At 43.7% G+C, this 12,812-nt stretch carries 14 protein-coding genes; 5 read left to right on the top strand and 9 right to left on the bottom strand.

Annotation, left to right across the window (positions count from 1 at the left end; all coding sequences use genetic code 11):
• Positions 1-131: 131 nt before the first annotated feature.
• Positions 132-1,115, top strand: coding sequence for a transposase (locus ACXAD8_RS08825; RefSeq protein ID WP_475227393.1), 984 nt, complete (start codon positions 132-134; stop codon positions 1,113-1,115).
• 229 nt (positions 1,116-1,344) lie between these two features.
• On the opposite strand, the gene ACXAD8_RS08820 is transcribed toward ACXAD8_RS08825, so the two are convergent.
• The 4 genes from ACXAD8_RS08820 to ACXAD8_RS08805 form a co-directional block, all read right to left on the bottom strand.
• Positions 1,345-1,746: a hypothetical protein gene (locus tag ACXAD8_RS08820; RefSeq protein WP_475227390.1), complete on the bottom strand. Its 402-nt coding sequence runs from the start codon at positions 1,744-1,746 to the stop codon at positions 1,345-1,347.
• Positions 1,747-1,858: 112 nt separating this feature from the next.
• Positions 1,859-2,272: a hypothetical protein gene (locus tag ACXAD8_RS08815; protein ID WP_475227388.1), complete on the bottom strand. Its 414-nt coding sequence runs from the start codon at positions 2,270-2,272 to the stop codon at positions 1,859-1,861.
• A gap of 23 nt (positions 2,273-2,295) precedes the next feature.
• A complete protein-coding gene (locus ACXAD8_RS08810; RefSeq protein WP_475227385.1) occupies positions 2,296-2,733 on the bottom strand; it encodes a hypothetical protein in 438 nt (145 codons plus the stop codon).
• 105 nt (positions 2,734-2,838) lie between these two features.
• On the bottom strand, positions 2,839-3,189 hold the full coding sequence (locus tag ACXAD8_RS08805; protein WP_475227383.1) for a membrane lipoprotein lipid attachment site-containing protein: 351 nt from the start codon (positions 3,187-3,189) through the stop codon (positions 2,839-2,841).
• 313 nt (positions 3,190-3,502) lie between these two features.
• Between ACXAD8_RS08805 and ACXAD8_RS08800 the strand changes: the two genes are divergently transcribed.
• Positions 3,503-4,474, top strand: coding sequence for an integron integrase (locus tag ACXAD8_RS08800; protein WP_475227381.1), 972 nt, complete (start codon positions 3,503-3,505; stop codon positions 4,472-4,474).
• Positions 4,475-4,492: 18 nt separating this feature from the next.
• Here the strand turns inward: ACXAD8_RS08800 and ACXAD8_RS08795 are convergent, their stop codons facing one another.
• From ACXAD8_RS08795 to ACXAD8_RS08785, 3 genes are read right to left on the bottom strand one after another with little or no spacing between them, the layout of a single operon-like run.
• Positions 4,493-6,013 carry a SpoVR family protein gene (locus ACXAD8_RS08795; RefSeq protein ID WP_475227378.1) on the bottom strand — a complete coding sequence of 507 codons (1,521 nt, stop codon included), beginning with the start codon at positions 6,011-6,013 and terminating at the stop codon, positions 4,493-4,495.
• Positions 6,013-7,302 (bottom strand): YeaH/YhbH family protein, encoded by a 1,290-nt coding sequence (locus ACXAD8_RS08790; RefSeq protein ID WP_475227376.1) that lies wholly within the window; start codon positions 7,300-7,302, stop codon positions 6,013-6,015. The genes ACXAD8_RS08795 and ACXAD8_RS08790 overlap by 1 nt, the downstream gene beginning before the upstream one ends.
• Positions 7,303-7,330: 28 nt before the next feature.
• Positions 7,331-9,253 (bottom strand): PrkA family serine protein kinase, encoded by a 1,923-nt coding sequence (locus ACXAD8_RS08785; protein ID WP_475227373.1) that lies wholly within the window; start codon positions 9,251-9,253, stop codon positions 7,331-7,333.
• A 446-nt stretch (positions 9,254-9,699) separates the two neighbouring features.
• On the opposite strand from ACXAD8_RS08785, the gene ACXAD8_RS08780 reads away from it, so the two are divergent.
• Together ACXAD8_RS08780 and ACXAD8_RS08775 are read left to right on the top strand one after the other, a co-directional pair.
• Positions 9,700-10,254, top strand: a complete 555-nt coding sequence (locus tag ACXAD8_RS08780; RefSeq protein ID WP_475227370.1) for an alpha/beta hydrolase family protein — start codon at positions 9,700-9,702, stop codon at positions 10,252-10,254.
• 270 nt (positions 10,255-10,524) lie between these two features.
• Positions 10,525-11,070: an alpha/beta hydrolase family protein gene (locus tag ACXAD8_RS08775; RefSeq protein WP_475232922.1), complete on the top strand. Its 546-nt coding sequence runs from the start codon at positions 10,525-10,527 to the stop codon at positions 11,068-11,070.
• Positions 11,071-11,130: 60 nt separating this feature from the next.
• Here ACXAD8_RS08775 and ACXAD8_RS08770 read toward each other — a convergent pair whose 3' ends face one another.
• A complete protein-coding gene (locus ACXAD8_RS08770; RefSeq protein WP_475227367.1) occupies positions 11,131-11,712 on the bottom strand; it encodes a Fe-Mn family superoxide dismutase in 582 nt (193 codons plus the stop codon).
• Positions 11,713-11,977: 265 nt separating this feature from the next.
• Here ACXAD8_RS08770 and grxD point away from each other — a divergent pair, with 265 nt between their 5' ends.
• Positions 11,978-12,319 carry a Grx4 family monothiol glutaredoxin gene (grxD, locus tag ACXAD8_RS08765; RefSeq protein WP_475227364.1) on the top strand — a complete coding sequence of 114 codons (342 nt, stop codon included), beginning with the start codon at positions 11,978-11,980 and terminating at the stop codon, positions 12,317-12,319.
• A 130-nt stretch (positions 12,320-12,449) separates the two neighbouring features.
• On the opposite strand, the gene ACXAD8_RS08760 is transcribed toward grxD, so the two are convergent.
• Positions 12,450-12,644 carry a (2Fe-2S)-binding protein gene (locus ACXAD8_RS08760; protein ID WP_229529209.1) on the bottom strand — a complete coding sequence of 65 codons (195 nt, stop codon included), beginning with the start codon at positions 12,642-12,644 and terminating at the stop codon, positions 12,450-12,452.
• Positions 12,645-12,812: the final 168 nt, after the last annotated feature.

Below are 12,812 nucleotides of genomic sequence, written 5' to 3'. Positions count from 1 at the left end.
AGTTCGAATGGGTAGATTCTATCTCTAAAACTAAACATGACACCCATCATAACTGTACTTCAGTACAGTTTCCAAATCATCGAGATTGTGCAAAATAAGAAACCCAATGAGCAAACTCAGGAGGAGTTAACATGCCAAAAGCCAGGAAGGCACAAATCTGCCTTGAAGATACACCCTATTATCACTGTGTTTCCCGTTGTGTACGCCGAGCCTATTTATGCGGGAAAGACAAACAAACCGGGGTTAGCTATGAACACCGTCGTCAATGGGTTGAAGACCGTATTCACTTTCTGTCTCAAATTTTTGCTATTGATGTCTGTGCTTATGCGGTAATGAGCAACCACACTCACCTTGTATTGCATATTCATAAAGATTTATCTGACGGTTGGGATACCGAAGAAGTAATTCGCCGCTGGCACAGGCTTAGTAATGGCACCTTGCTTTCTCACCAGTATTTGAATTCAGAGCAACGAAAACAGATGCATGAGTCTCAGCTGTTCACCATTGAGGAAACCGCCGATATCTGGCGTCAGCGGTTGACGGATATCAGCTGGTTTATGCGCTATTTAAATGAATACATAGCCAGAGAGGCCAACAGGGAAGATAAGTGTACCGGCAGATTCTGGGAAGGCAGATTCAAATCGCAGGCTTTGTTAGATGAAGCCGCGCTTACAGCCTGTATGGCCTATGTGGACTTAAACCCCATCAGAGCCAAAATGGCTGAAACACCGGAAGAATCTAACCACACCAGCATTCAGTACCGCATTAATGCTGCCAAAGCAGGAAAAACACCTAAATACCTGACACCTTTTGCTGGTAATATCAAAGAGGATATGCCTCATGGGTTACCCTTTCACTTATCCGATTACCTGGAGCTGGTTGATATCACGGGCAGAGCTATCTTACCCAATAAACGTGGCTCCATTGAAGAATCAACACCTGCGATATTGGAACGCCTCAACCTCAAACCCGAGCAATGGCAGGAACTCACCACTCAATTTGAAAGCTGTTTTCATCACGCTGCTGGCAGTGAATCTTATCTTGAAGCATACAAACACCGGCACAAGTTACAACGACTAAGAGATAAAAACGCCGCGATTCGATTATTTGGCTGACAACCACTATCTTAACGCCAACTAAAAGCATAACTGCCGCAAGGTAAGGCAGGCGCTCGCCCATATCCTTTTAAAAGAGTATTTATCCAACAGGAAAACACCATTAAAACGGCTAAGTTCGCTCTCTAAAGCTTTCTTCCTAAAGATTTAAATAAAATCCAATGGCGATCACTTAGATTTGAGAAAAAATAACTCAATGAAATTAAAAGTGGATGTCTTTTTATTTTAGTTATACCGCCGATCTCGATTGCTTGATTAAATTTAAAAATAACGCTAGGAAAACGGAAAATATGTAAATTGAATAGGGCAACATAAAAACTGCTAGATTATCATTACCGCTAGAGATAGAGGTTATTGCTATCTGGATAACCACCAATGGTGCGGTAAAAGACAGGAGAGTAAAAGCCAGAAATAGCCACTTGTTGCGGGCACTAAACCATGAAATTGCATACAATCCCCCAATCACATACACAATAAAATGAAGATTTTCGTTGCCTCTATATCCTCCTGTGGCAAGAAACAAAGTAAACAAAACACCTCCACCAAACATTATCCAGCTGCCTACAAATTCAAGTGGCCGGGCACCAGTATCGTTACCAGGGAGCTTAACTTTATATCGACTAAGATTCATAAGGCGGTATAACTTCGTAAATAATTGGCAAATGCTTGCTGGCTATAATACCCGAAGAATGAGGGGTAGCCAGCGAGTATTTGTCCATGTTTGATTTGCCTTGTTATACGCACTAACACCCCAAAACTTCGATATTAGAATTTACTTTCTTTAATTCCTCAATCAGCTTGTGTAAGCCAGTAATTTGATTTGGCATCTCTATTTCAAGTGATCCAAATGAAAAAGTTAGTACAGTATTTTCAGACTCAATTTTATTCAGTTCAGCCACCTTGTGCACAGTTGATCTTAAACGATTGGCAAAGTGGATTTCGCCTTTTAACTGATCAAATTCGATAATGTTAGGTTGCTTCAGTATTTTGGAAACTACAAAGCTCCCTCCGATTGTCCAAACTCCCAAAAAAATGGTGCTGGCTATATCTGTTTCATTCACTACTTTATAGAGCGCAAATAAAACACCCAGCGCAAACCCTATACCGATGTAGTTGTTAAGTTTCTGGGCTTTTTTGTCTACTACAAATGTAATCATTGCTAGTGCGTATAACGCTTAAGCTAAGCGGCGCCGCTTGCGGCGTCCTTGCTTGAGCTTTTTGTTAAACGTATTTTGGCACGCTGCCACATGGATTTATTGAAATACAGTAATGAGTTTAAACCAAATGTAAATACACCCCAAAAGAAAACACCTAAAACAACAGTGTTAGCGCGATTTTGGTTTTCCGTTAGCTCCGATATAGCCATTGAATAAACACCGAATGAAAACGGAATAATACTAAACGTAAATACTAACAGCGATGCCAATTTTAAATTCGGAATGTCTTTACCAGTCTTTATCATATACCTGCGAACTCTATCAGTAGGAATACATAGAGCTAAAAAAAGAGGGAGAGCCACTAAAATAGAATCAAATAGCTTTAGTATATAAAAAATACCCACAAAGCCCGCAAACCATGCAAAGTATCGTGCTGATAGTTTTAAATACTCTTCAATCATTGCATTTACGTTTAACGGCCCGGTTAAACGAGCATAAAAACGTTGGCTAAACTTTGTGAGGTACGAACACAGCCAACGTTTTTGTGTCCGTTTTGAACCGATTTGTTAAGAGCCGCCTTTTAGGTTGCATTTTACGATACCAATTACTTCAGGAAAATCCACACTGACAGGGAAATATGAAACACCAGAATAAATGTTGTAGCTCTTTTCACCATCAAAGGAAAAATCATGTTTATATGGTTTGCCTTGACATAATTCACTTGCTCTTTGGTGCCAAACTTTTCGAACACCATCTACCGTGGCAAAGCCATTTCCAGCATAGTAAAGTTCGAACTCCCCATCTGATATTTCCTTTTCTTTATAGCCACCACCAAAACCAAACTCTTGATATGGAGGCACTGAACTACATCCAGTTAGCATTACTAAAGCACAAAATACACTTATTAACTTTTTCATTCTTTACTAATTTCTCAAGGCTTTTAACTATTATTAGACGAACAAAGTTCGTGTTAAAACACGAACTTAATTCGTCTAACCTGCAAAGTCAATTTCCGTCACTTCTCTGAAAGTCTTTTACTAGGCCAGTTGAATGACGAACTTGGTCATCGTGTGATGGTGAATTACGAACTTTTGTCGTCTAACAAGCAGGGTAACAGCTACATATACTTTGCGACTATAGAACGTTGATTTTTTCCTATCAAAAACTGTACTTTTTATTGGTTTATTTGAATTTTGGGAGGCCTTAAAATGAGCCAAAAGGAGGTGTGACATGGAAAAGTCATCGCTATTAAGGCAAGTGGCTGGCCAAATGTGGCAAAAGCGATATGCCAAACGAACAATTGAAGCTTACCTGTATTGGATAACAGCATATATCCGATTTCACCGCTATGCCCATCCATCTGAAATGGGCGATGAGCAAGTCGAAACGTTTTTGAACGATTTGGTATGTCACCGTAAAGTGTCAGCGTCCACTCAGGCTTTGGCATTAAATGCGTTATCTTATTTATATAAGAACATTATAGAAAAACCACTAAGTCAGGATTTACGTTTTCAGCAAAGTAGTAAACAAAGGAAGTTGCCAACAGTACTAACGCAAAGTGAAATGACCCGCTTGTTGAGTGCAGTATCAGCAAGAATGCACCTGCCTGTCTCTATGTTGTATGGAAGTGGATTAAGATTAATGGAGTGTGTGCGACTAAGAGTAGGGGATATTGATTTTGATTATAAAAGTGTTCGTATATGGAACGGCAAAGGAGGTAAAAACCGTATTGTTACATTAGCTGAAAAACTCAATGTAGCACTAAGACGGCAAATCATAGAGGTTGAAAAAATTCATGCTATCGATCTTGCTAACCCAAATTATTCAGGGGTTTGGCTGCCTGATTCGTTAGCAAGGAAATATCCCAAAGCACAAAAAGAGCTAAGTTGGCAATATTTATTTCCTTCAGGGAATCTATCAACTGATCCGCAATCTGGCCTCATCAGGCGTCATCATATTGATGAGCGAGGTGTCCAAAGAGCCGTTAAAAAAGCGGCACTTGAAGCTAACATATCCAAGCTGGTTTCTCCCCACACTCTGCGTCATTCGTTTGCTACTCACTTGTTACAAAGTGGGGCCGATATCCGCACTGTACAGGCACAATTAGGCCACAGTGATATTCGCACCACTCAAATCTACACCCATGTTATTCAACAGGGCGGAAATGGGGTGGTGAGTCCTTTAAGCCATTTGGATATTTAATGCCCGAGGCTCGTCGTGTTATTCCGTTGGACACCTTTCCAGTACATAAGGCACGTTGTCGTCTTCGTCTACTTCCAGAATGACCGGAAATCCCCATAAACGATGCAGATGTTTGAGTACCTCTTTACTGGATTTTGCCAGCGGAATATTGTTTTGCGGTATGTAGCGCAATGTCAGCGAACGGTCACCGCGAATATCCGCGTTGTACACCTGAATATTGGGTTCTAAGTTGCTCAGGTTGTATTGAGCTGAAAGCTTCTCCCGGATGTCCCGGTAACCAGATTCATTGTGAATAGCCGAAACAGTCAGGAAGTTCTCTCGTTCGTCGTCTTCAATGGCAAAAAACTTAAATTCCCGCATCATGCGTGGCGATAAAAACTGGCTGATAAAGCTTTCGTCTTTGAAGTTCTTCATGGCGAAATGCACCGTTTCCAGCCAGTCGCTGCCGGCGAATTCGGGAAACCATTCTCTGTCCTCATCCGTCGGGTCGGTGCAAATCCGCTTGATATCCATGAACATGTTAAAACCCAGGGCATAGGGGTTGATGCCGTTGTAATAAGGGCTGTTATAGTCGGGCTGCATTACAACGCTGGTATGACTGGTGAGAAATTCCATTATAAAACGGTCGGTGACTTTGCCTTCGTCGTACAGGTGGTTAAGAATGTGGTAATGCCAAAAGCAGGCCCAGCCTTCATTCATCACCTGGGTTTGTTTTTGTGGATAAAAATACTGAGAAACTTTGCGCACAATGCGCACCAGTTCTCGTTGCCATGGCTCCAGCAGTGGGGCGCTTTTTTCAATAAAATACAGGATGTTTTCCTGCGGCTCCTGCGGGAAGCGTCTTTCCTGAGGCAGCTTGTCCTGTTCCCCCTTGGGCACAGTACGCCAAAGCTCGTTAACCTGCGATTGCAGATAGTCAGCGCGCTCTTTTTGTCGTTCTTTTTCTTCCTGGATGGAAATCTTTTGCGGGCGTTTGTAGCGATCGACACCAAAGTTCATCAGCGCGTGGCAGGAATCCAAAATGTTTTCCACTTCAGTGATGCCGTAGCGCTGCTCGCATTTGGCCACATAGTTTTTGGCAAACACCAGGTAATCAATGATGGAGCTGGCGTCTGTCCAGGTCTGAAACAGGTAGTTGCCCTTAAAAAAGGAATTGTGTCCATAGCAGGCGTGAGCCATTACCAGTGCCTGCATAGTGATAGTGTTTTCTTCCATTAAATAAGAGATGCAGGGATCGGAATTGATAACAATCTCATAGGCCAGTCCCATCTGACCGCGACGATAATGTTGTTCAGTGGAAATAAACTTTTTGCCGTAGGACCAGTGGCTGTAATTGATGGGCATACCGACACTGGCATAAGCATCCATCATTTGCTCGGCGGTGATAATTTCTATCTGATTGGGGTAAATGTCCAGGCCATAGTGTTTAGCGACGCGATCGATTTCGTCTTCGTATTGTTCAAGTAACTCAAAGTTCCAGTCGGGGCCATCGCTAATCGCTTTTACCCCTCTTTTGCGTTTGGGTGGAGATACTGCCACTAAGCAACTCCTTGTGGTTTGGCCACATTTTTACGGAATAACTCTCGGAATACCGGATAAATATCTTCGACTGTTTGAATGTGTTTGATGGCGAAGTGATCTTGCAATTCGGCAATTTTTTGGTATTCCCGCCACAGACTTTGGTGCTGACGTTCGGTAATTTCGATATAGGCGTAATAGCGCACCGCGGGTAATAATCGTTGTAATAAAATCTCGGAGCACAGGGGCGAGTCATCGGCCCAGTTGTCGCCGTCGGAAGCTTGCGCGGCGTATATGTTCCACTCACTAGAGTCGTAGCGGTCGCGGACAATTTCGTCCATTAATTTAAGGGCACTGGAAACTATGGTGCCGCCGGTTTCTTGTGAGTAGAAAAACTCCTGTTCGTCCACTTCTTTGGCTTGGGTGTGATGGCGAATATAAACTACTTCGACGTTTTTATAAGTGCGGGTCAAAAACAGGTACAACAAAATATAAAAGCGTTTGGCGATATCTTTGGTGGCCTGATCCATAGAGCCAGAGACATCCATTAAGCAAAACATGACCGCTTTACTGGTGGGCTTAGGACGTTTTTCGTAATTGCGAAAACGCAAATCAAAGGTGTCGATAAAGGGCACCCGCGCAATTGCTTTTTTCAGTTCGGCAATTTCATTTTCCAGTTCGATAATGCGCAACTGATGATCGTGCTTATCGGCTTTTAGTTCCGCCAGCTCTTCTTCCAGGGCTTTCAAGCGTTTTTTCTTGCCGGAGGTCAGCGCAATACGTCTGGCTACAGAGCCTTTCAAACTGCGCACAATATCCAGGTTGGCGGGAACGCCGTCGGTTTGATATCCGGCGCGATAGGTTTCATATTGCACCAGTTTGTCTAGCTGGTTTTTTTGCAGATTGGGCAGTTCCAGCTCTTCGAATAATAAGTCCAGATATTCGTCTTTGGAAATCTCAAAAACAAACTCGTCCTGACCTTCGCCTTCGTTACTGGCATCTCCTTCACCCGCTCCGCCTTTACCGCCGCCTCCGGGAGGACGTTTAATGCGATCGCCGGTAGTAAACTGGTCGTTGCCGGGATGCACCTGTTCTCTTCGGCCGCCTTTGCCAGTGTGGAATACCGGCTCGGTGATATCACGAGTAGGGATACTGACTTCTTCGCCTGAATCGATATCGGTGACGCTGCGTTTGCTGATTGCGTCAGACACCGCCTCTTTAATTTGTTGTTTATAGCGCCGGATAAAGCGCTGTCGATTGACAGTGCTTTTACCTTTGCTGTTCAGACGTCGATCTATAAAATGCGCCATAACCGCTCCTGTAATGCTGGAAGGGGCGTTAAGAGGATTTTCTGACTCTCAAATACCACTCGCACAGTAGACGCACTTGTTTTTGCGTATAACCTTTCTCTTGCATTCGCTTGACAAAATCGTCGTGTTTTTTCTGATCTTCCGCTGAGCTTTTGGTGTTAAAAGAAATCACCGGCAACAGATCTTCTGTGTTAGAGAACATCTTTTTCTCAATTACAGTGCGCAGTTTTTCGTAGCTGGTCCAGGACGGATTTTTACCATTTTTACTGGCCTTGGCCCGCAGCACAAAGTTAACGATCTCGTTGCGGAAATCTTTTGGATTACTGATGCCCGCTGGTTTTTCTATTTTTTCCAGCTCGGCATTGAGTGCTTCGCGATCAAACAGCTGGCCGGTTTCTGGATCCCGGTATTCCTGGTCCTGAATCCAGAAGTCAGCGTAGATCACATAGCGGTCAAACAGGTTTTGACCATATTCGGAATAGGATTCCAGATAAGCGGTCTGAATTTCTTTGCCGATAAACTCAACGTATTTGGGAATCAGATATCCTTTTAAGAACTCTTTGTAGCGCTCTTCCTGGTCGGAGGGAAACTGTTCTCGCTCTATCTGACGCTCCAGCACATAGAATAAGTGTACCGGGTTAGCGGCCACTTCCTGATGATCAAAGTTAAACACCCGGGATAAAATTTTAAAGGCAAAGCGTGTAGACAGGCCCTGCATACCTTCATCGACACCGGCATAATCCCGATATTCCTGGTAGGATTTGGCTTTTGGGTCGGTGTCTTTCAGGCTTTCACCATCGTAAACCCGCATTTTGGAGTAAATGTTGGAATTTTCTGGTTCTTTCAATCGCGATAGCACACTAAACTGAGCCAATGTCTGCAAAGTACCCGGGGCACAAGGTGCTTTGGTCAGTTCGCTGCTTTGCAGCAACTTCTCGTAAATTTTTATCTCTTCAGAAACCCTCAGGCAATAGGGCACTTTGACGATATACACCCTGTCCAGAAAGGCTTCGTTGTTTTTGTTATTGCGAAAACTCTGCCATTCCGACTCATTGGAGTGAGCCAGAATCAGACCGTCAAAGGGTAGGGCAGAGAAACCTTCAGTGGGGTTGTAGTTGCCTTCCTGAGTGGCGGTCAGTAACGGGTGCAGCACCTTAATTGGAGCCTTAAACATCTCCACGAATTCCATCAATCCCTGATTAGCTTTACACAACGACCCTGAGTAGCTGTAGGCATCCGGGTCATTTTGCGCAAATTCTTCCAGGCGGCGGATGTCTACCTTGCCCACCAATGATGAGATATCCTGGTTGTTTTCATCACCCGGTTCTGTTTTGGCTATGCCCATCTGATCCAGGATGGATGGAAAAACTTTAACCACTTTAAACTTGCTGATATCGCCATTGAACTCATGCAGACGTTTACGCGCCCAGGGTGACATAATGGGTTTTAAATAACGTTGCGGAATGCCGTATTCGCGCTGTAATAACTCGCCGTCTTCATTGGAGTCGAACAAACACAAGGGACTGTCGTTAACCGGGCTGCCTTTAATGGCGTAAATAGGGACTCTTTGCATTAATTCTTTGAGTTTTTCTGCCAATGAGGATTTACCGCCGCCTACCGGACCTAACAAATACAGAATTTGTTTTTTCTCTTCCAGGCCTTGTGCGGCGTGGCGTAGATAGGAGACTATCTGCTCGATCGCTTCTTCCATACCATAGAAATCGGCAAACGCCGGGTAACGGGAAATAACCCGGTTGGAAAATATCCGACTTAAGGCCGGGTTTTGCGATGTGTCAACTAATTCGGCTTCACCAATTGCTTGCAAAAGACGCTCTGCGGCATTGGCATAGGCCGTTTTATCGGTTTTACAAAGCTCAAGGTATTCTTGAATGCTGAATTCTTCTTCTTTGTGAGCTTCGTATCTTTGTTGATAATGTTCGAAAATTCCCATGAAAAAACCCCCAACATGGCAAGCCTGGAAAGGCTAAATTTAGACAGCGCTTTGTAGAGTGCGGTGATCTTTGTGGTACAAATTTCGTTCCCCAAAGGTCAACACGCTCTCTAATCTTAGACCCTAAAAATCGTTAATGTGTTGCACCTTTAGATTAAATTTAGCTAAGAAAAGCCGTAACAAATTGTTTTAGGATATCAATATGTTGTGGCGTTCCAGTTCAATTTAAAAAAAATAATCGGGACACTTTCAGCATAGTATCAATTACTGAGATTGCCATGTTTTCAGCAAGGATTTATTCCCCTGGTAATCGGGCTGAAATGGAGGGAGGTTAAAAAATTTTACAATTTGAACAGTAACAATATGGACGCACCTGCTTGGCTGGAAGAGCGGGTGCTGTTATCTTTTGAGCCCACCGTAATGCATTATTATTAAAGGGAATTTAAGTGAAAAACTATCTTATTTCCGGATTGTTGCTCGCGCTTCTTAGCGCCAGTAACACTGCGCAATCAGCCATACCCGAAAATTCAATCACCACAGAGTCTGCCAGTATTTTGCCTTTGCAAGTGACGTTGGAGCCAGAGGGATATCGTACTGATGCGATTACTCTGGTAGATAGGGCTGTGCCTTTTGCCAATTTTGAAGAGTGGCTGGCAGATGTAAAAAAGAATGCTCGAAACGAGAAAATGGTCAGTGGTTTTCAGAGAAACATGGGCAACAGTGACACCGACAGGCTGCTTGCTAATACCGAGAGTCACTGGATTGCTTATCAGTCAGATGGCCTGAAAATCTCCGGAGTTATGGCATATCCCAAAAACTGGCAGGGCGGGAAGTTACCGGTAGTTATTTTTAATCGCGGCGGTAATTTCAAGCACAACGTAAGCCGTATTTTATTGGTGAAGAGGTTGTTACCCATAGCAGAGCAGGGTTACCTGGTGTTGGCCAGTAATTATCGGGGCTCCCGATACAGTGAGGATATACCAATCAGTAATAATATGTGATCGCTCAGCGTTAGTCTCATAGCCATGAGGTCGCGACGCGCGAGTGAAGGAATACTGGTGGTCTTTCGAGTCTCGCGCAAAGCTCAACGCATCCTGCTCTCGCCCCTTACCAACATCCTTGTTGGCAACAAAGAGATCATGGCTATGAGCAACGTCGAAGATGGGTTTGAAACGCATTTATGCTGTGTTAGATGTTTTTGATTTAGACCCACTAGACCCGCAAACATCTGCCTTGCCTAAATGCGTTTCAATTCCCACTGAGTAGATCACATATTATTACTGATTGGTATTAGGGATGAGTTCGGTGGGGAAGACGTTAATGATGTATTGCGCCTGATTGAAATCGCTAAAACTATTCCCAATGCAGATGCCAGTAAAATCGCTTTATTTGGTTGGAGTCGCGGGGCCATGATGACCTGGCAAGCACTGCGTCAAAATACCCAGGATATCAGCGCCGCCATTGTGGGAGCTGGGGTTGTAGACATGGCTCCGGAGTTGCAGCGCAGACCAGAAATGGAAAAACTGTTAACCCATATGGTACCTGACTTTAAAGAAAATCGTGAGAGCCTGTTGCAACAGCGTTCTGCGATAAACTGGATGCAGGGACTGAATGCCGAGGTACCAGTGTTATTATTGCATGGTGATAAAGACTGGCGCGTGGATGTGACGCAGTCGCAAATGGCTGCGCAGCGTTTAGAAGAGTTGCAGCATCCTCATGAATTAGTGGTTTATCCGGGAGGGGAGCACAGCCTTTCAAAACATCAGGACGACGTGCAGCGCCGGGTTTTGGGATTTTTAGAAGCGCATTTACGCTAAACGGATAATAAAAAGCCCGCTAAATCAGCGGGCTTTATATTCGGGTCTTTTACTTAGCAATTATGCAAAGTTGTTTGCTGCGAATTCCCAGTTAACCAAAGCCCAGAATGCTTCCATGTACTTAGGACGCAGGTTGCGGTAGTCGATGTAATAAGCGTGTTCCCACAAATCAACTGTCATCAGCGGAGTTACGCCTTCTTCAGTTAGCGGGGTTGCCGCGTTGCTGGTGTTTACGATGTCTAGACCACCGTCTGCAGTTTTAACTAACCAGGTCCAGCTGGAGCCGAAGTTGTTTACCGCTTTGTCGTTAAATGCCGCTTTGAACTCGTCGAAAGAGCCCCACTTAGCATTGATGGCATCTGCCAGAGCGCCTGTAGGTTCGCCACCGCCATTCGGGCTTAAGCTGTTCCAGTAGAAAGTGTGGTTCCAGATCTGAGCAGCATTGTTGAACACACCGCCAGAAGAGGTTTTAACGATCTCTTCTAAAGATTTGCCTGCCATATCTGTGCCTTCAACTAAACCGTTCAGCTTAGTGACGTAAGTGGCATGGTGCTTACCGTAGTGAAAGTCCAGGGTTTCTGCAGAGATGTGTGGTTCAAGAGCATTTTTCTCATAAGGTAATGCGGGTAATTCAAACGCCATAATGATCTCCAAGTAATCGGCTGATGAGTTTGTGAAGCACAATCCTAGTCCTTAAATCGCAGGATGAAAAGACACTGTGCCTGTTTTCTTAAAAAGAATAATTTTATCTATTTCTGTACCGCTATATAGGTACGCATTAAATTATTTAAACCGATCAGCACAAAATTCGTTATTAAAAGCCGCTTGCTTCGCGGATCAGAACTTGAAAAAATACAAATAATCGCAATTATGATTGCATCAGAAACGCAATTTACAGGACCTGAAGATGGAAACCCTAGATAAAATCAAACAGCAAATCGCTGAAAACCCAATCCTTTTGTACATGAAAGGTTCGCCAAAGTTACCTAGCTGTGGTTTTTCCTCGCAGGCAGCACAAATTATGATGAGCTGCGGTGAGCAGTTCGCTTATGTGGATATTTTGCAGAACCCTGACATTCGCGCAGAACTACCCAAATACGCTGAATGGCCAACGTTTCCGCAACTGTGGATTGAAGGTGAGTTAATTGGCGGAAGCGATATTTTGCTGGAAATGTATCAGCAGGGTGAGTTGCAGCCTATGATTAAAGCTGCTGCTGAGCGCGCTAATGCTGACGGCGACAAGGCTTAATACGGCAACTGTAAAATGGAAAAGCTGCTGATTTCTGGCAGCTTTTTTTTATACCTAAAATTTCAAGGGGTCAGAGTTCTTGAAACGTTAATCGAACTTCAAGAACTCTGACCCCTTGAATTTTTTTTGCTTAGCAAACTTCTTTGAAAAGTGATTCGTCGATGATGGTGCTGTCGATGATTTGCTGCGTTAATTGCGTACATTTACCGCATTGGTTGGCGATGGCCATGTGGGCGCGAAGATCACGGATGTTGCCAACACCTTGCTCGGTGACAGCTTGTTTTATATCTTTGTCTGTAATGGCGTTACAAAGACACACGTACATCAATGGCTTCCTGTGGTTAAATGTGAATTAATTTTAATCTTTAGGTAAGTTTGGAGTTGAAAATCATTCTCACTTACCGTTACAAATGATAATAATTGTTATTTAAAATATTGCAAGCTTTTGTTTGCGTTATTTTTCTGTTCGCCACGATAAAAATATCTGTAAACC

It is taken from the genome of Planctobacterium sp. AWH2_060, assembly GCF_056158425.1.
Note: the sequence above shows the minus strand (reverse complement) of the source record. Positions and strands in the feature narration are given on the sequence as shown.

What these genes read in the sequence shown, in the direction of transcription:
- ACXAD8_RS08825 (WP_475227393.1), top strand. Translation starts at nt 132, where the DNA reads ATGCCAAAAGCCAGGAAGGCACAAATCTGCCTTGAAGATACACCCTAT.
- ACXAD8_RS08820 (WP_475227390.1), bottom strand. Translation starts at nt 1,746, where the DNA reads ATGAATCTTAGTCGATATAAAGTTAAGCTCCCTGGTAACGATACTGGT.
- ACXAD8_RS08815 (WP_475227388.1), bottom strand. Translation starts at nt 2,272, where the DNA reads ATGATTACATTTGTAGTAGACAAAAAAGCCCAGAAACTTAACAACTAC.
- ACXAD8_RS08810 (WP_475227385.1), bottom strand. Translation starts at nt 2,733, where the DNA reads ATGATTGAAGAGTATTTAAAACTATCAGCACGATACTTTGCATGGTTT.
- ACXAD8_RS08805 (WP_475227383.1), bottom strand. Translation starts at nt 3,189, where the DNA reads ATGAAAAAGTTAATAAGTGTATTTTGTGCTTTAGTAATGCTAACTGGA.
- ACXAD8_RS08800 (WP_475227381.1), top strand. Translation starts at nt 3,503, where the DNA reads ATGGAAAAGTCATCGCTATTAAGGCAAGTGGCTGGCCAAATGTGGCAA.
- ACXAD8_RS08790 (WP_475227376.1), bottom strand. Translation starts at nt 7,302, where the DNA reads ATGGCGCATTTTATAGATCGACGTCTGAACAGCAAAGGTAAAAGCACT.
- ACXAD8_RS08785 (WP_475227373.1), bottom strand. Translation starts at nt 9,253, where the DNA reads ATGGGAATTTTCGAACATTATCAACAAAGATACGAAGCTCACAAAGAA.
- ACXAD8_RS08770 (WP_475227367.1), bottom strand. Translation starts at nt 11,712, where the DNA reads ATGGCGTTTGAATTACCCGCATTACCTTATGAGAAAAATGCTCTTGAA.
- grxD (WP_475227364.1), top strand. Translation starts at nt 11,978, where the DNA reads ATGGAAACCCTAGATAAAATCAAACAGCAAATCGCTGAAAACCCAATC.
- ACXAD8_RS08760 (WP_229529209.1), bottom strand. Translation starts at nt 12,644, where the DNA reads ATGTACGTGTGTCTTTGTAACGCCATTACAGACAAAGATATAAAACAA.